This window comes from Nocardioides marmoraquaticus (assembly GCF_054777915.1).
In genome coordinates this window covers 80,508-97,763 of the sequence record NZ_BAAHAA010000015.1, presented here as the reverse complement: position 1 = coordinate 97,763, position 17,256 = coordinate 80,508, and the positions used below count along the sequence as shown (strand labels likewise).

14 protein-coding genes are annotated in these 17,256 nt (G+C 73.4%); 6 read left to right on the top strand and 8 right to left on the bottom strand.

The genetic code is table 11. The features are described 5' to 3' along the window. The first annotated feature begins 313 nt into the window (after positions 1-313). Positions 314-457 carry a hypothetical protein gene (locus ACYU8I_RS12650; protein ID WP_460841300.1) on the top strand — a complete coding sequence of 48 codons (144 nt, stop codon included), beginning with the start codon at positions 314-316 and terminating at the stop codon, positions 455-457. A 79-nt stretch (positions 458-536) separates the two neighbouring features. On the opposite strand, the gene ACYU8I_RS12645 is transcribed toward ACYU8I_RS12650, so the two are convergent. From ACYU8I_RS12645 to ACYU8I_RS12635, 3 genes are all read right to left on the bottom strand, one after another. Beyond that, positions 537-1,412: an ABC transporter permease gene (locus ACYU8I_RS12645; protein ID WP_460841299.1), complete on the bottom strand. Its 876-nt coding sequence runs from the start codon at positions 1,410-1,412 to the stop codon at positions 537-539. Next, positions 1,409-2,398 (bottom strand): ATP-binding cassette domain-containing protein, encoded by a 990-nt coding sequence (locus ACYU8I_RS12640; protein ID WP_460841296.1) that lies wholly within the window; start codon positions 2,396-2,398, stop codon positions 1,409-1,411. Before ACYU8I_RS12640 ends, ACYU8I_RS12645 begins: the two co-directional genes overlap by 4 nt. A gap of 93 nt (positions 2,399-2,491) precedes the next feature. After that, entirely contained in the window at positions 2,492-3,277 is a 786-nt protein-coding gene (locus ACYU8I_RS12635; RefSeq protein WP_460841294.1) for a TSUP family transporter, read from the bottom strand. A gap of 134 nt (positions 3,278-3,411) precedes the next feature. On the opposite strand from ACYU8I_RS12635, the gene ACYU8I_RS12630 reads away from it, so the two are divergent. Both ACYU8I_RS12630 and ACYU8I_RS12625 read left to right on the top strand, forming a co-directional pair. After that, the gene (locus tag ACYU8I_RS12630) at positions 3,412-3,993 is read left to right on the top strand and encodes a DnaJ family domain-containing protein (RefSeq protein ID WP_460841292.1); all 582 of its coding nucleotides are present in this window, start codon (positions 3,412-3,414) and stop codon (positions 3,991-3,993) included. Beyond that, on the top strand, positions 3,990-4,610 hold the full coding sequence (locus tag ACYU8I_RS12625) for a class F sortase (protein ID WP_460841290.1): 621 nt from the start codon (positions 3,990-3,992) through the stop codon (positions 4,608-4,610). Before ACYU8I_RS12630 ends, ACYU8I_RS12625 begins: the two co-directional genes overlap by 4 nt. A gap of 43 nt (positions 4,611-4,653) precedes the next feature. Here the strand turns inward: ACYU8I_RS12625 and ACYU8I_RS12620 are convergent, their stop codons facing one another. The 4 genes from ACYU8I_RS12620 to hutH all read right to left on the bottom strand — a co-directional run bounded on the left by ACYU8I_RS12620 (position 4,654) and on the right by hutH (position 10,389). Next, on the bottom strand, positions 4,654-5,529 hold the full coding sequence (locus ACYU8I_RS12620) for a universal stress protein (RefSeq protein WP_460841287.1): 876 nt from the start codon (positions 5,527-5,529) through the stop codon (positions 4,654-4,656). Beyond that, entirely contained in the window at positions 5,526-7,031 is a 1,506-nt protein-coding gene (locus ACYU8I_RS12615) for an amino acid permease (protein ID WP_460841284.1), read from the bottom strand. The genes ACYU8I_RS12620 and ACYU8I_RS12615 overlap by 4 nt, the downstream gene beginning before the upstream one ends. Before the next feature lie 152 nt (positions 7,032-7,183). Beyond that, positions 7,184-8,845: a urocanate hydratase gene (gene hutU / locus ACYU8I_RS12610; protein ID WP_460841282.1), complete on the bottom strand. Its 1,662-nt coding sequence runs from the start codon at positions 8,843-8,845 to the stop codon at positions 7,184-7,186. Continuing rightward, positions 8,842-10,389: a histidine ammonia-lyase gene (gene hutH, locus ACYU8I_RS12605; protein WP_460841280.1), complete on the bottom strand. Its 1,548-nt coding sequence runs from the start codon at positions 10,387-10,389 to the stop codon at positions 8,842-8,844. Before hutH ends, hutU begins: the two co-directional genes overlap by 4 nt. A gap of 163 nt (positions 10,390-10,552) precedes the next feature. Here hutH and ACYU8I_RS12600 point away from each other — a divergent pair, with 163 nt between their 5' ends. Beyond that, the gene (locus ACYU8I_RS12600) at positions 10,553-11,506 is read left to right on the top strand and encodes a hypothetical protein (RefSeq protein WP_460841278.1); all 954 of its coding nucleotides are present in this window, start codon (positions 10,553-10,555) and stop codon (positions 11,504-11,506) included. A gap of 4 nt (positions 11,507-11,510) precedes the next feature. On the opposite strand, the gene ACYU8I_RS12595 is transcribed toward ACYU8I_RS12600, so the two are convergent. Then, the gene (locus tag ACYU8I_RS12595; RefSeq protein WP_460841277.1) at positions 11,511-12,071 is read right to left on the bottom strand and encodes an HAD family acid phosphatase; all 561 of its coding nucleotides are present in this window, start codon (positions 12,069-12,071) and stop codon (positions 11,511-11,513) included. 102 nt (positions 12,072-12,173) lie between these two features. Here ACYU8I_RS12595 and ACYU8I_RS12590 point away from each other — a divergent pair, with 102 nt between their 5' ends. Both ACYU8I_RS12590 and ACYU8I_RS12585 read left to right on the top strand, forming a co-directional pair. Then, complete coding sequence (locus tag ACYU8I_RS12590; RefSeq protein WP_460841275.1) at positions 12,174-12,947, top strand: IclR family transcriptional regulator; 774 nt, start codon at positions 12,174-12,176, stop codon at positions 12,945-12,947. 122 nt (positions 12,948-13,069) lie between these two features. Further along, positions 13,070-17,164, top strand: coding sequence for a heterodisulfide reductase-related iron-sulfur binding cluster (locus ACYU8I_RS12585; RefSeq protein WP_460841273.1), 4,095 nt, complete (start codon positions 13,070-13,072; stop codon positions 17,162-17,164). Positions 17,165-17,256 lie beyond the last annotated feature (92 nt).

Here is a 17,256-nt window from a genome sequence, read left to right as displayed (position 1 = left end):
ACCGCGACGACGTCGTCGCGGAACTCCTTGGGGTGGGGAGCGGGCATGGTCGACATCCTTCCAGCGGCGACAGATGTCGCCACAGATCAGATGACAACCGAACCTTCAGCAGTCCCAGCCACGAAGGGGCCACCCTTCGTGACGCCTGCGCGTTCCTCGCAGGCTCCTCAGGGAGCGGTCCAGCATCGGCTTGCCCGCGCACCAGCCCTGACCGCGCGAGCCTCGAGCGGGCACCACGTTCGTGACACTGTTTGTGTCACTACTAGACGGGGTACGAACTGTCACCGCCCATCCGTGACGAAGGAGCCTCACCATGATCGTGCTCGGCCTGATCCTGCTCGTCCTCGGTCTCGTCCTGCCCCAGTCCATCCTCACGACGATCGGCATCGTGCTGATCGTCGTCGGGCTGGTGCTCAACCTGGCGCCGATCGGCGGCACCCGTCGACGGGTGTTCTAGCCGCCGACTCCCGGACACGCGTCGAGCCCGCACTCCCTCGGGGGTGCGGGCTCGACGTGCGTCAGGGCTGGGCGGGGCCTCAGCGGCTGGCGGCGCGCTGGTACTGCTTGATCGCCAGCGGGGCGAAGACCGCCACGATCGCCACGGCCCACAGCAGGGTGTAGAGCACCGGGTGCTGCAGCGACCAGGCGTCGGACCCGGCGGGCGCGCCCCCGGTGTTGCCGAAGAGCTCGCGCGCGGCCTGCGTGACGGTGGAGACGGGGTTCCACGCGGCGAAGGTCGCGAGCGGGCCGGGCAGGGTGTCGAGCGGCACGAAGGTGTTGGCGCAGAAGGTCGCCGGGAAGATCACCATGAACGAGGCGTTGTTGACGACCTCGGGCGTCCGCACGAGCAGGCCGACGTAGGCCATCACCCAGCTGATCGCGTAGGCGAAGACGAGCAGCACGAGGAACCCGCCGATCGCGCTCAGCACGTCGGTGCGGATGCGCCAGCCGACCAGCAGACCGGTCAGCGCCATCACCAGCAGGCTGAGCACGTTGATGCCGACGTCGGCGAGGGTGCGGCCGAAGACGACGGCGCCGGGTGACATCGGCAGCGAGCGGAACCGGTCGACGATGCCCTTCTGCAGGTCCTCGGCCAGGCTGAAGCCGGTGAAGGTCGAGCCGAAGACGACCGTCTGGGCGAAGATGCCGGCGATGAGGAACTCGCGGTAGCTCGCGCCGCCCTGGTCGCCGATCGCGCCGCCGAAGACGTAGGCGAAGAGCAGCACGAACATGATCGGCGAGAGCAGCGTGAAGACCAGCAGGTCGGGCACCCGCAGGATCTTGCGCAGGTTGCGCTGGGTGATGGTGGCGGTGTCGAGGAGCAGCTCCTTGACGGGGCCGGGGCGGGCCAGCACCACGGGGCTGGCCCCGGGGCTGCCGGTCTCGGACCGGGCGTCGTCGGTGGCGGTCATCGCGCGACCTCCTTCTCCTGCTCGGTGCTGTCGTCGGGGGCGGTCTCGTCGACCGGCTTGCCGGTCAGGCGCAGGAAGACGTCGTCGAGGGTGGGTCGGCGCAGGCCGACGTCACGCACGCCGATGCCCTCGGCGTCGAGCCGGCGCAGCAGCTCGACGAGCACCGACGCGCCGCCGTCGACGGGGACGGTGAGCCGGTCGTCGCGACGGTCGAGGCTGGGCTCGCCCTGACCGAGCGCCCGGGCGGCCTCGGCGGCACGGTCGAGGTCGACCGGGTCGGCGACCACGACCTCCACCCGCTCGCCGCCCACCTGCGACTTCAGCTCGTCGGCGGTGCCGAGGGCGATGACGCGACCGTGGTCGATGACGGCGATGCGGTCGGCGAGGCGGTCGGCCTCCTCGAGGTACTGCGTGGTGAGCAGCAGCGTGGTGCCCCCGGCGACGAGGTCCTCGATGACGTCCCACATGCCGGCGCGGCCCCGGGGGTCGAGGCCGGTGGTGGGCTCGTCGAGGAACAAGACCGGCGGCTGCGCGACCAGGGCGCCGGCGAGGTCGAGCCGCCGGCGCATGCCGCCGGAGAAGCCCTTGACCGGGCGGTCGGCCGCGGCGACGAGGTCGAAGCGCTCGATCAGCTCCTCGGCCCGACGCCGGCTGGCGCCCTTGCCGAGGTGGTAGAGCCGGCCGACCATGTCGAGGTTCTCCCGGGCCGACAGGTGCTCGTCGACCGCGGCGTACTGCCCCGAGACGCCGATGCGCCGCCGCAGCTCCTGCGGCTGGGCGAGCACGTCGACACCCGCGACCTCGGCCTCGCCGGCGTCGGGCCGCAGCAGGGTCGTCAGCACCCGCACGGTCGTGGTCTTGCCGGCTCCGTTGGGGCCGAGCAGCCCCATCACCGTGCCCTGCTCGACGGTCAGGTCGAGCCCGTCGAGGGCCCGCACCGTGCCGTAGGTCTTGACCAGTCCCCTGGCCGTGATCGCCGCTGGCATCACACCTCCTGCGTGGGTTCGACGAGGTGGACCACGCCGGTGACGTGAACTCATCGTCGCGCTCAGAATAGGGCCGCCCACCGACAAGGTGCGTTACCCCCAGAGCCCGAGCACCTCACCCCCGAGACGCACCACGAACCCGCCCACCACGACCAGGAAGAACCCCCGCACGAACCCGCTGCCGCGGCTGATCGCCGTACGCGCCCCGAGCCACCCGCCGAGCAGGTTGGCGGCACCCATGACCACCGCGACCGGCCAGAGCACGGCGCCCATCGGCACGAAGACCACCAGGGCGGCCAGGTTGGTCGCGACGTTGGCGATCTTGGCCTGGGCCGACGCCTGCAGGAAGTCGAAGCCGATCAGCCCCACCAGCGCGATGACGAAGAAGCTGCCCGTGCCCGGCCCGAGCACCCCGTCGTAGAACCCGACGAGCAGACCCGTGGCCACGGCCGCCGCCGTGTGGTGGCGTCCGGTGAACCGGAGCTCGGTGACCTCGCCCATCGACGGCCGCAGCAGCACGTAGGACCCGACCAGCAGCAGCGCCACGAGCACCACAGGGGTGAAGACCTCCTTGCTGATGCGCGTGGCCACGACCGCGCCGAGCGCGGAGCCGACGAAGGCCGCGAGCATCAGCGGCACGAAGGTGGCCCGGTCGGGGCGGACCCGACGCACGTACGTCGCGCTGCTCGTCGCGGTGCCCCACACCGCGCTCGCCTTGTTGGTCGCGAGCACCTCGACCGGGGAGGCCCCGGGCAGACCCAGCAGCAGCGCCGGCAGCTGCACCAGCCCACCACCCCCGACGACCGCGTCGACGAACCCCGCCGTGAGCCCCGCCAGCGCGAGCAGCGCCAGCACGGTCAGCGAGACGTCCTCGAGCACCGGGCGAGCCTAGGCCGCTCGCGTCCCGGGGCGCCGCCCGGCCGAGGGGCGACGTACCCGGCGTCCGGACCGCTCCTCGGCGGACGCCCGCCCCGTACGCTGGAGCCACGGAGCACCCGACCCCGGAGCACCTGATGCCCGACCACGACGGCCACGACGAGCGCGACCTGCACCGCGAGGACCAGCGGGCGCGGCGCGAGCGCAGCACCACCGAGCGCGACGAGCGCACGGGGTCCTCGGCCGCCGCGACGCGGATCCACCACCAGGCGCGGTGGGTCGACCTGCAGATCGAGCGGGCGATGGCGCGCGGGGAGTTCGACAACCTCGCCGGCGCCGGCAAGCCACTGAAGGACCTCGGCTCCCCCGACGACCGCGACTGGTGGCTCAAGAAGCTCGTCGAGCGCGAGCGCATCACCGGTGTGCTCCCACCCGCGCTGCAGCTGCGCAAGGACGACGCCGAGCTCGACGGGCTGCTCGACCGCGAGACCACCGAGGACCAGGTGCGCCAGCTGCTCACCGACTTCAACCGCCGCGTGGTCGAGGCCCGCCGCCAGCTCCAGGGCGGTCCGCCGGTGGTCACACCCACCCGCGACGTCGAGCACGAGGTCGCGGCCTGGGCCGAGCGCCTGCGCGAGCGTCGTCGTCGTACGCCGCCCGCACCCGCTCCGCGCCCGACGGGACGCCGCCGGTGGTGGCAGCGGCGCGAGGTCTCGTGAGGGGCGTCGTCGGGCTGGTCGGGCTGCTGGTGCTCGTCGGCTGCGGCGGCTCGCCCGAGCCGACCACCGCCCCCGAGCGACCCGTCTCGACCGCGGCGCCGGCGTCGACCGAGGGTCAGCGGCTGGAGCGCAAGCCCTGCCCGACGACGGCCGAGCCGTTCGAGCCGACCTCCGCGACCGTCCCCGGCGTCGGCCGCGACCTGACGGTGGTCGCCCCGCCGCGCGCCTCCGAGCACGTGCCGGGCACCCCGCCGACCGACGCGGTCGGCAAGCTGCAGCTCGCCTACGACCGCGACCAGGGCGTCCAGCCCGGTGACCGGCGCGGCAACGTGCTGCTCAACGCCCACACGTTCCCCGGCGGCCCCGAGGAGACGGCCCTCGGCAACCGGCTCCTCGCCGGGCTCGCGGAGGGCGGCCGCGTCGTGCTCGCCGGCGAGGGCCGCAGCCTGTGCTACCGCGTCACCGACCGGGTCGAGGTCGACGCCGACCAGCCGTTCTTCCGCTACTACGCCGACGACGGCCGGCCGCAGGTCGCGATCGTGGTGTGCTCCGGCGACCGGCTCGACCCGGGGGTGTGGACCAAGCGGACGGTGTGGTTCGCGAGGCCGTCGGCGTAGGCGGGTCTTCCCGGGCGGAAGGAACCACCCACCGGCACCGGCCCTACGGCACCACCACGACGGGCACCGGTGAGTGGCGCACGATCTTCGTGGCGTTGGAGCCGAGGAAGAGGCGCGACATCAGGCTGGCCGACGACGAGCCGACGACGAGCACGTCGTCGGGGTGCCAGTCGACCTGCTCGAGGGCCTCGGCCCAGGTGCGGCCGCTGACGACGGCGGTGTCGACGAGGTTGGGCGGGTCGCTGAGGCCGGCGACGGCCCGCTCCTGGCGGCGGGCGGTCTCCTCGAGGTAGGCGTCGAGGACGTCGGCCTCGCCGAGCACCTCGGGCGGGTACATCGTGCGGCCGCGCACGGCGAAGGTGACGACCCGCAGCTCGGCGTCGATGCCCTTGCAGATCTTGGCGGCCCGCTCGAGCACGGCCTCGGAGGCACGGTCGCCGCGGAAGGCGCAGGTGGCGCGGAAGGTCCGGGCGCCGGGCTCGGCGCGGAAGCCGCGGGGGGCGACGGCAACCGGCACGGGCGAGGAGTGCAGCAGGCGGTCGGCGGTCGAGCTGAGCACGACCCGCCCCCAGGAGCCGTCGCTGCCGGAGCCCATGACGATCATCGCCGCGCTGGCGTCGCCGGCCTCGTCGATGAGCGCGGCGGCGACCGACGAGCCCGACCGCACGGTGGCGCTGGCCTCGACGTCGGGGCAGTGCTCGGCGAGCGCGGCGGTGGCGGCGGCGACCGCCTGCTCGCCGTACTCGCGCGACCACCGGGCGTACTCCTTGTCGGGCCCGCCCGCGACCGGCGTCGGCCAGGGCGCGGGGACGACGCTGACCAGCCGCAGGTCGGTCTTCGCAGCCCGGGCGAGGGACGCCGCCAGGTGCAGCGCAGCCCGGTCCTCCTTGTGCGGCGGGTGGGCGACGACGAGGGTCACCGCGCGCCCCCGTCGGCGTCGGCGTCGGTGTCGGAGGAGGGCACGTCGGTGTCGGCGACGACGCCACGGTTGAGCGTCGCGTGCCGCTGGCCCCACAGCAGGTAGAACGCCAGCACCACCGCGAGCCAGGTCGCGAAGATCACCCAGGTCACCAGCGCGAGCCCGGAGAGGATGTAGACGCAGACCGCGATCGTCAGCAGGGGCGTGACCGGGTAGCCCGGGACGCGGAACGGCCGGTGCAGCTCGGGCGCCGTACGACGCAGCACCAGCACGGCCAGCGCGACGACGATGAAGGCGATCAGCGTGCCGATGGAGACGGTGTCCCACAGGTAGTCGGACGGCACGAACCCGGCGATGAGCGCCACCACGACCGAGGCGACCACGGTGTTGAAGGTGGGGGTCAGCGTGCGGGGGTTCACCGAGGCGAACCGGTCGGGCAGCATGCCGTCGCGGCCCATCGCGAACAGGATCCGGGTCTGCCCGTAGAGCGTCACCAGCGTCACCGAGAAGATCGAGATGACCGCCCCGGCGGCGAGGATCGTGCCGGGCACCGTGCTGCCGGTGATGTTGGTGAGGATGACCGAGAGGCCGGCGCTCTGCTGCTCGGGGCTCTCGAACTCCGAGGCCGGCTGCGCGCCGACGCCCGCCAGCGCCACCAGCACGTAGATCGTCACGACCACCACGAGCGCGCCCATGATCGCGCGGGGCAGCGCCCGCTGCGGGTCGCGCACCTCCTCCCCGGCCGTCGACACCGCGTCCAGCCCGATGAAGGAGAAGAAGATGGTCGCGGCGGCCGCCCCGATGCCGCTGGCGCCGGAGTCCCAGAAGCCGGCGAAGTTGTCGGTCTGGAACGCCGTCAGCCCCACCACCACGAAGAGCATCAGCACGCCGAGCTTGACCACCACCATGACCGTGTTGACCAGCGCCGACTCGCTGGCTCCGCGGACCAGCAGCACCATGCACATCAGCACCAGCACGACGGCCGGGAGGTTGACCAGCCCCGTGGTGTTGTCGTCGTAGGGGATCGGCGAGTACGACAGCGCGTCGGGGATGCGGACGCCGATCGTGTTCTGCAGCAGCTCGTTGAGGTAGCCGCTCCACCCCACCGAGACGGCGGCCGAGCTCACGCCGTACTCCAGCAGCACGCAGGCGGCGACGACCATCGCCACCACCTCGCCCATGGAGTGGTAGGCGTAGGAGTACGTCGACCCGCTCACCGGGATCGAGCCCGCCACCTCGGCGTAGCAGATCGCCGACAGCCCCGCGCCGAGCCCGGCGACCAGGAAGGCGACGATCACCGCCGGCCCCGCGTCGGGCACCGCCTCCTGCAGCACGAAGAAGATGCCGGTGCCGACAGTGGCGCCGACGCCGAACATCATCAGCTGGAACGTGCCGAAGCTCCGCTCCAGCTCACCCCCGTGGCCCGAGCGCGCCAGGTCGATCGGCTTGCGCCGACGCAGCTGCGCCCCCAGGCTTGCGGGCCGGTCGACCAGGTCCGTCATTGCGCGCCTCCCACTCGTCACGACCCCCCAGGGGACGGTAGTGCCGCGCCACCCGCTACCGGTAGAGGCGGGTGCGCTTCTTCACGCAAGCGAAACGTGCGGGTCGTGTGCCTGGGAGGACGCCATGGCGTCCCCTCAGGCACACGACTCGGTCAGCGCTCGGACATCGGCACGCGGACGCCGCGCTCGGCGGCGACCTCGACGGCGCGGTCGTAGCCGGCGTCGAGGTGGCGGACCACGCCCATGCCGGGGTCGTTGGTCAGCACGCGCTCGAGCTTCTGGGCGGCGAGGTCGGTGCCGTCGGCGACGCAGACCTGGCCGGCGTGGATCGAGCGGCCGATGCCGACGCCGCCGCCGTGGTGGATCGAGACCCAGGTGGCGCCGGAGGCGGTGTTGACCAGCGCGTTGAGCAGCGCCCAGTCGGCGATGGCGTCGGAGCCGTCGAGCATGGCCTCGGTCTCGCGGTACGGCGAGGCGACCGAGCCACAGTCGAGGTGGTCGCGGCCGATGACGACCGGGCCCTTGAGCTCGCCGCTGGCGACCATCTCGTTGAACTTCAGCCCGGCGCGGTGGCGCTCGCCGTACCCGAGCCAGCAGATCCGGGCGGGCAGGCCCTGGAAGTGCACCCGCTCGCCGGCCATGGTGATCCAGCGCCGCAGCCGCTCGTCGTCGGGGAACAGCTCGAGCACGGCCTTGTCGGTGGCGGCGATGTCGGCGGGGTCGCCGGAGAGGGCGGCCCAGCGGAAGGGGCCACGCCCCTCGCAGAACTGCGGGCGGATGTAGGCGGGGACGAAGCCGGGGAACTCGAAGGCGCGGTCGTAGCCGCCCTTGCGGGCCTCGTCGCGGATGGAGTTGCCGTAGTCGAAGACCTCCGCGCCGCGGTCCTGCAGCTCGACCATCGCTCGCACGTGGGCGGCCATCGAGGCCTGCGCGTCCTTGGTGAAGCCGTCGGGGTCGCGCCGGGCGGCGTCGTGCCAGTCGCCGTGCTCCACGCCGAGGGGCAGGTAGGACAGCGGGTCGTGCGCGCTGGTCTGGTCGGTGACGACGTCGACCGGCAGGTCGCGCTCGAGCACGGCCGGGAAGACCTCGGCGGCGTTGCCGAGCAGCCCGATCGACAGCGGTCGGCGGGCGTCGCGCGCCTCGACCGCGAGCTGCCAGGCGTGGTCGAGGTCGTCGGCCTGCACGTCGAGGTAGCGGTGCTCGATGCGGCGCGTGATCCGCTGCTGGTCGACCTCGACGCAGATGGCGACACCGTCGTTCATCGTGACCGCGAGCGGCTGCGCGCCGCCCATGCCGCCGAGCCCGGCGGTGAGCGTGATGGTGCCGGCGAGGGTGCCGCCGAACCGCTTCTCGGCGACCGCGGCGAAGGTCTCGTAGGTGCCCTGCAGGATGCCCTGGGTGCCGATGTAGATCCACGAGCCGGCGGTCATCTGGCCGTACATCGTGAGCCCGAGGTCCTCCAGCCGGCGGAACTCCTCCCAGTTCGCCCAGTCGCCCACGAGGTTGGAGTTGGCGATGAGCACGCGCGGCGCCCAGGCGTGGGTGCGCATGACGCCGACCGGCTTGCCGCTCTGCACCAGCATCGTCTCGTCGTCGCGCAGGTCGCGCAGGGTGCGCACGAGGGCGTCGTACGCCTCCCAGCTGCGCGCGGCCTTGCCGGTGCCGCCGTAGACGACGAGGTCCTCGGGGCGCTCGGCGTTCTCGGGGTCGAGGTTGTTCATCAGCATCCGCAGCGCGCCCTCGGTCTGCCACGAGCGCGCGGAGAGCTCGGGGCCGCGGGGGGCGTGGATGGGCAGGCGCGGGTTGTCGCTCATGACATCTCTCCGATCACGGACTCGGCGGCGGCCACGACGGCCCCGCTGACGACGAGCTGGTGGGTGGTCTCGATCTCCGGCGCGAGGTGGCGGTCGGGGCCGGGGCCCGCGACACCGGCGCCGCGGAGGCGGCGTACGACGGCCTCGGTGGCGGGCGCCGGCTCGAGCGGCCGCCGCAGGTCGAGCGCGCGGGCGCCGGCCATGACCTCGACGGCGAGCACGCGCGCGAGGCCGTCGACGGCGCGGCGCAGCTTGCGGGCGGCCGACCAGCCCATCGAGACGTGGTCCTCCTGCATGGCGCTGGAGGGGATCGAGTCGACGCTGGCCGGGGCGGCGAGGCGCTTGAGCTCGGAGACGACGGCGGCCTGGGTGTACTGCGCGATCATCAGCCCGCTGTCGACCCCCGGGTCGTCGGCGAGGAAGGGCGGCAGGCCGTGGTTGCGGGCCCTGTCGAGGAAGCGGTCGGTACGCCGCTCGCTGATGGAGGCGAGGTCGGCCGCGACGATGGCCGCGAAGTCGAGCACGTAGGCGACCGGGGCGCCGTGGAAGTTGCCGTTGGACTCGAGCCTCGGGTCGTCGGCGTCCGCGACCACGGGGTTGTCGACGGCGCTGGCGAGCTCGCGGGAGGCGACGAGGCGGGCGTGGTCGAGGGTGTCGCGCACGGCGCCGTGCACCTGCGGGGAGCAGCGCAGCGAGTAGGCGTCCTGCACGCGCAGGCAGTCGGGGCCGCGGTGGCTCGCGACGACGCCCGAGCTCATGAGCAGCGCGCGCAGGTTGGCCGCGCTCGCGGCCTGACCGGGGTGCGGCCGCAGCGCCTGCAGCTCCTCGGCGAAGACCCGGTCGGTGCCGAGCTGCGCCTCGACGCTCATCGCCGCGGCGACGTCGGCGGTGCGCACGAGCAGGTCGAGGTCGTGGAGCGCGAGCACGAGCATCCCGAGCATGCCGTCGGTGCCGTTGATCAGCGCGAGGCCCTCCTTGGCGGCGAGCTCGACGGGGACGAGCCCCGCAGCGGCCAGGGCCTCGGCGGCGGGTCCCAGGTCACCAGCGGCGTCGCGCACGGTGCCCTCCCCCATCAGCGCGAGCGCGCAGTGGCTGAGCGGGGCGAGGTCGCCGGAGCAGCCGAGCGAGCCGAACTCGTGCACCACCGGCGTGATCTCGTGGCTGAGCAGGTCGGCGAGCAGCTGCGCGGTCTCGCGTCGTACGCCGGTGCGACCGGTCGCGAGCGTGCTGAGCCGCAGCAGCATCAGCGCCCGGGTGACCTCGCGCTCGACCTCGGGGCCGGAGCCCGCGGCGTGGCTGCGCACCAGCGAGCGCTGCAGCTGCGCCCTCAGCCCGGCCGGGATGTGGCGGGTGGCCAGCGCGCCGAACCCGGTGCTCACGCCGTACGCCGGCCGCTCGCCCGCGGCGAGCACCTCGACGGCCTCGCGGGCCCGGTCGATCGCTGCGAGCGCGTCGTCGGACAGCCGCACCCCGGCGCCGTGCCGCGCCACCGCCACCACGTCGGCCGGGCCCACCGGCCCGACGCCCACCTCCACCACCTGCATGCGGCCCAGTCTTCGCTCGCCGGGCCCGCGCCGCCAGCGCCGCAGCGACCCTGCTGTCTCGGATCCGAGACGTGAGGGGTGCGTCGGCCACGGAGCGTTGTCGTGCGATCCGCCGCCGCCCGCCCGCCCCCGTGACACCATCGAGCCCGCGAGGAGGCAGCGGATGAGGCGGGTCGGCACGGCAGTGGCGCTGGTGGGTGCGCTCGCGCTGACGGCGTGCCAGGCGCCGCTCGAGCCCGAGTCGCGGCGGACGGCGGAGACCGTCGAGGCAGCCCCCGAGCAGGAGCCCACCCCCACCAGCGCGGCACCGAGCCCGACGCCGCGCAAGGCGCAGCGACCCGCGGTCCCCGACGTGACGGTGCCGGAGGGGATCGAGGACGTCGAGCCGATGAGCGGCCCGGTCATCGGCGGCGACGTCAGCTGGCCGCAGTGCCCGCCGGGCCTCGGCATCCCCGAGAAGCGCACGCTCGGGATGCCGATGCCGGTGCCCGCGGCGAAGTTCGTCGTGATCGGCCTGACCAACGGCCCGGGCTTCACGGTCAACCCGTGCATCGCCGACCAGCTCGCGTGGGTGGAGCAGCGGCAGCTCCTGGTGGCGGCGTACGCCGTGCTCTCCAGCCCCTACGGCGACCAGCTCACCCGCTACGGCGGAAAGGGGCCGTACGACGGCGGCACACCGCTCGGCGCGATGCGCAACGTGGGCTACCAGCAGGCGCGGGCGACGATCGCGACCATGCAGCGCATCGGGTTCCGCACGCCGATCGTGTGGCTCGACGTCGAGCCGGTGCCGTCGTTCGACTGGAGCGGCGACCAGGCGGCCAACGCGGCCGTCGTCGAGGGGGCGGCGCGGGGCTACACCGACGCGGGCTACCAGGTCGGCGTCTACTCCACGGCGTACATGTGGGCCGAGGTGGTGGGTGGGTTCTCGCTCGGTGTGCCCGAGTGGCGCGCGGCGGGGCAGACCTCGCAGGCGGAGGCGACGCGTCGCTGCGGCCCCGACCGGGTGATCCAGGGCGGCCAGGCGGTGATGTCGCAGTGGGTGATGGACTCCCGCGACTTCAACATCACCTGCCCGGGCACCTCGTCCCGGATGACCGACTGGTTCTTCCAGACCTGACGCGCTAGCTCAGGCGGCCGGCGTAGGAGCGCAGCTTGTACTTCTTCTCGTAGCCGCCACCGGTGAAGTCGGTCGGGCGGTTGCCGACGTTGGCGGTGATGGTGAAGCCGTCCGCGGCGAAACCGGCGCGGCAGGCCTGCTTGCCCTCCACCAGGGTGAGGCCCGGGCGCCGGCCGCAGATGTCGTCGACGGGGAAGCCGGCGGCCTCCAGCTGCTCGACGGCGGCGTCGAGCCGGTCGAGCGGTCGTGCCGTGTTGAAGAAGACCTTCACGCCGAGGCGGCGGGCCTCCTTGGCCAGGCGAAGCGTCGGCTTCACCGGCCGGCCCTTCGCGTAGTGCGTCGCCAGCGATGTGTTGTCGATGTCGAGGTTGATCGCCAGCCGCTCGTCGTCGCCGGCGCGCTCGACGCGGTCGCGCAGCCACCCCACCGAGCCCTTCATGATCGCGGCGTCCTGCCGCTCCCAGGTGGCCTTGCTGGGCAGCCGGGCGGCACTCGCGGAGCCTGGCGTCACCAGCAGGGTCGTCGCGACGAGCAGTGCGAGGAGGAGGGGGGCGGCACGGCGCACGGGGGCTCCTGGGTCCGAGATCGGTTGGCGAGCGCAACCAGCATGCCACCGCACGTCGGGTGCTGGGGCGCCAACGGGACGGTCGGGGCTAGGTTCGGGCCCGTGAGCGAGCAGCCGAGCCAGGTGCCGGCCGCCACGCGGGCCCTCCGCGTGCTGCGCTTCCTCGCCTCGCAGCCCGACCCGGTGCCGGTCGACCGGATCGCGGCCGCCGTCGGGCTGCCCCGCTCGACGGCCTACCACCTGCTGCGCGCCATGGCCGACGAGGGATTCGTCTCCCACGTCGCCGAGGACGCCCGCTACTGCCTGGGCATCGCCGCCTTCGAGGTCGGCTCCGGCTACACCCGGCAGGCGCCGCTCCAGCGGCTCGCGCGACGCCCCCTCGTCGACCTGGTCGACCGCACCGGACGCTCGGCCCACCTCGCCGTCCCCCACGGGCGCGACGTGCTCTACGTGCTCGAGGAGCGGGCACCGGGTCGACCGCCGCTGGTGACCGACGTCGGCGTACGCCTGCCCGCCGCGCTCACCGCCAGCGGCCGCGCCATCCTCGCCGCGCTGCCCGAGGCCCAGGTGCGGGCGCTGCACCCCGACCGCTCGGCCTTCGTCGACCGCCACGGTGGCGGGCCGACCAGCCTGACCGCGCTGCGTGGGCTGCTCTCGGAGACCCGGCGGCGGGGGTGGGCGCGTGAGGACGGCGAGGTCACCCCGGGCTTCGCGTCGGTCGCCGTCGCCGTGCTCGACCACAACGGCGGCCCGGTGGGCGGCGTGGCCGTCACCTGGGACGTCCGGGAGCAGGTCGACGAAGACGGCCTGGTCGCCGCGGTCACCGGTACGGCGCGCGCGGTGTCGCGGCGGGTGGGCTGGCGGGGCCGAGCCTGAAGTTACCGCCAGGTAGCATTGGTCACATCGGCCGTGCCGCGGGCGCCTGGAGGTCTAGGCTCACCGGGCCGACGTCTGTCCGTGGCCCACGCCGCGGACTCAGCCCCGACGGGAGTTCCCCCATGCCGGTCCTGCAGGTCCTCGCGCTCCTCATCTCGCTGCCCATCGCGGTGGTCGGGACGACGCTCTTCGTGCGCGCGATCCGCCAGATCATCGCGACGGTGAAGGTCGGTCAGCCGACGCACCGCACCGACAACATCCCCGCCCGCACCGTGACCCTCGTCAAGGAGACGCTGGGCCACACCCGGATGCTGCAGTGGTCGTGGGTCGGCGCCGGCCACTGGTTCATCATGACCGGGTTCGGGCTGCTGTTCTTCACCCTCGTCACGGCCCTGGGCCAGCTCTTCGACCCCGGCTTCCACATCCCGCTGCTCGGCCACTTCTTCCTCTTCGAGTGGGCCACCGAGCTGCTGACCTGGGTGATGCTGGTCGCGATCGTCGCCTTCATCTACTACCGCGCCACCCGCCCCAAGGAGCGCGTGCGCGGCCCCCGCGGCCGGTTCTTCGGCTCCACGATGTGGCAGGGCTACTTCGTCGAGCTCGTCATCCTCGGCGTCGGCATCTGCATCGTGCTGCTGCGCGGGCTCGAGTACGCCTACGCCACCTACGAGGACCCCGACTACGCCAGCGCCTTCCACTTCCCGCTGACCTCCTGGCTCGGCGAGGCGTTCTCCGGCGTCTCCGAGTCCGGCCTGGCCAACCTGATCTGGGTCGTCGCGACGGCCAAGATCGTCATCTCGTTCACCTGGATGATCGTGGTCTCGCTGCGCCCGTCGATGGGCGTGGCATGGCACCGGTTCCTCGCGTTCTTCAACATCTTCTTCAAGCGCCACGCCACGGGCCGCACGGCGCTCGGCGGTCTCGCCCCGATGACGTCGGGCGGCAAGACCATCGACTTCGAGGACCTCGAGGACATGGACGAGGACACCAAGCTCGGTGTCGGCGCGGTCGAGGACTTCTCCTGGAAGGGCATCCTCGACTTCTCGACCTGCACCGAGTGCGGTCGCTGCCAGAGCCAGTGCCCGGCGTGGAACACCGACAAGCCGCTGTCGCCCAAGATGCTGATCCTGCAGCTGCGCGACCACGCGCACGCCAAGGCGCCGTACCTGCTCGCCGACTCCGACGAGGCCCGCGCCGCCCTTCCCGCGACGACGCTCGCCGAGGCCGAGCGCCCGCTGGTCGGCGCGACGGAGGGCGACTGGGCCTGGAACCCCACCGGCGGCGCCGTCATCGACGACGACGTGCTGTGGAGCTGCACCTCGTGCGGCGCGTGCGTGCAGCAGTGCCCCGTCGACATCGAGCACGTCGATCACATCGTCGACATGCGGCGCTACCAGGTGCTGGTGGAGTCGAACTTCCCGGCCGAGCTCAACGGACTCTTCAAGGGTCTGGAGAACAAGGGCAACCCCTGGAACATGTCGCAGAACGCCCGCCTCGACTGGGCCAAGGACCTGCCCTTCGAGGTCAAGGTCGTCGGCGAGCAGGTCGAGTCGCTCGACGAGGTCGAGTGGCTGTTCTGGGTCGGCTGCGCCGGCGCCTACGAGGACCGCGCCAAGAAGACCACCCGTGCGGTCGCCGAGCTGCTCGACATGGCCGGCGTCGACTTCGCGGTGCTCGGCAACGGCGAGACCTGCACCGGCGACCCCGCCCGACGTGCCGGGAACGAGTTCGTCTTCCAGGGCCTCGCCACGCAGAACGCCGAGGTGCTCAAGGAGTCGAAGGCCACGAAGGTCGTCTCCACCTGCGCGCACTGCTTCAACACGCTGAAGAACGAGTACGCCGCCTTCGGCGTCGAGCTCGAGGTCGTGCACCACACCCAGCTGCTCAACCGCCTGGTGCGCGAGAAGAAGCTGACCCCGGTCGCCACCAACGGCGGCCCCAAGCGGTCGGTCACCTACCACGACCCCTGCTACATCGGCCGTCACAACGGCGTCTACTCGCCGCCGCGCGAGCTGCTGCAGGTCATCCCCGACGCCGAGCTGACCGAGATGCCGCGCAACTCCGAGCGGTCCTTCTGCTGCGGCGCCGGCGGGGCGCGCATGTGGATGGAGGAGAAGGTCGGCGAGCGGATCAACATGAACCGCACCCAGGAGGCCGTCGACACCGGCGCCCAGCAGATCGCCGTCGGTTGCCCCTTCTGCCGCGTCATGCTCTCCGACGGCCTGACCATGAAGCAGTCCAACGGCGAGGCGTCCGAGGACGTCGAGGTGCTCGACGTCGCCCAGATGCTGCTCGCCTCGGTCAAGGGCGAGTCGCCGGCGGCCAAGCGCCAGCTCGTCGGAGCGGGGGCGCCGGCTGCGGCTCCCGTGGAGACGAAGGCGGAGCCGTCGCCGGGTGACGTGACCGTCACCGACGACACCGTCACCGAGACCAACGAGGTCGGCCCGCTGGCCAAGGCCTCGGGCGGGGGCAGCTCGCTGTTCGACGGCCCCGAGTCCGACGGGTCCATGGAGCCCGGTGCGGCGGCCGAGCCCGAGCCGTCCTCGACCGACGACGCCGCGCCCCCGGCCGGTGCGTCCCTGTTCGCCACCGAGGCCGACGAGCCCGCCTCCGGCGGCTCGCTGTTCGACACCCCCGGCGGCACCGACGACGCCGCCCCCGCGGCCAAGGCCTCGCTCTTCGACGCCGACTCCTCGTCGGCCGAGGCCAAGCCCTCCGGTGGCTCGCTCTTCGACGCCGGCTCGTCGGCCGAGCCCGTCGGGGCCACGTCGTCCGGCGGCTCGCTGTTCGACGCCGGCTCGTCGGCCGAGCCCAAGTCGTCCGGCGGCTCGCTGTTCGACGTCGGCTCGGACGACACCCCGTCGGCCGAGCCCGTCGAGGCCACGTCGTCCGGCGGCTCGCTGTTCGACGTCGGCTCGGACGACACCTCGACCTCCCCGACGACTGAGGCGAACGACACCCCGTCCCCCTCGGTCCCTGAGGAGGTTGCGCAGCAACCGTCCCCCTCGATCCCTGAGGAGGTTGCGCAGCAACCGTCTCGAAGGGCCGAGGACACCCCCGCCTCGAGCGGCACGTCGTCCACCCCGGCGACCGAGGTCCCGAAGGGCGGCTCGCTCTTCGACCTCGACGAGCCGGAGGAGACGACGGTCGAGCGGCCGGAGCCGACCGCGCCGACCGCCCAGGAGGCTCCCGAGGCGCAGCCGGAGCCCGAGCCGGCCGCGCCCGCCAGCAGCGGCACGTCGTCCACCCCGGCGACCGAGGTCCCGAAGGGCGGCTCGCTCTTCGACCTCGCCGAGCCGGAGGAGACGACGGTCGAGCGGCCGGAGCCGACCGCGCCGACCGCGCCGACCGCGCCGACCGCGCCGGCCGCCCAGGAGGCTCCCGAGGCGCAGCCGGAGCCCGAGCCGGTCGCACCCACCAGCAGCGGCACGGCAAGCACCCCGGCGACCGAGGTCCCGAAGGGCGGCTCGCTCTTCGACCTCGCCGAGCCGGAGGAGACGACGGTGACGGCTGCTCCGGCGGCTGCGAGCGCCGTACCGGCCGCGTCCTCCGAGGAGGCGGACCCCGGTCACGCCGAGCCGCAGGCGACCGAGCAGGCGGCGACCGCCGAGGAGCCGACGGCACGCCAGGACGTCGTGGAGAGCAGTGACGCCGAGCCCGACGGGGCCGGGGCGGCGGTGGCGGAGAAGCCCGTGGCGAGCGGATCGAGCGAGGGCGGGCTGGGCGGCAAGTACGCCCCGGGCCGCTCGATGTTCGACCTGCCGCCCGCCGAGGGCGGACGGTCCGAGACGGGTGCGGCCCCGGCCGCAGAGCCGGCTGCGGCTGCGGCTGCGGCTGCCGAGCCGGCCCCGGAGCCCGAGGCCGAGCCCGAGCAGGAGGCCAAGCAGGAGGTCGAGCCGCAGGCCGCGGCGCCGGTGCGCAGCCTGAAGGACATCAAGGCCAGCCTGTCCGGGGGCGCCGCCGCGGCATCGACCTCGGCCGAGCCGGAGTCGCCCGCCCCGCAGGCGGACGAGCCCGCGGCCGCTCCGACCGAGGCGGAGGCCACGGTCGAGGAGGACGAGGCCGAGGGCGAGGAGCCGGCCAAGGCCGCTGCCGACGCGGAGGTCGAGGCCGAGTCGCAGGCCCAGAACGGGTCCCGCCCGGCGTCGAACGGCGAGGCCCACGAGCCCCGCAAGGACGCCGACATCTCGGGGGCCAGCTCGCTGTTCGACCTCTGAGGTTCCCGAACGGGGCGGGCCGCGGTCACCTGGTGACGGCGGCCCGCCCCGTCGGCGTTTCCGGACGACAGGACCGCCGACGGCGTCACTGA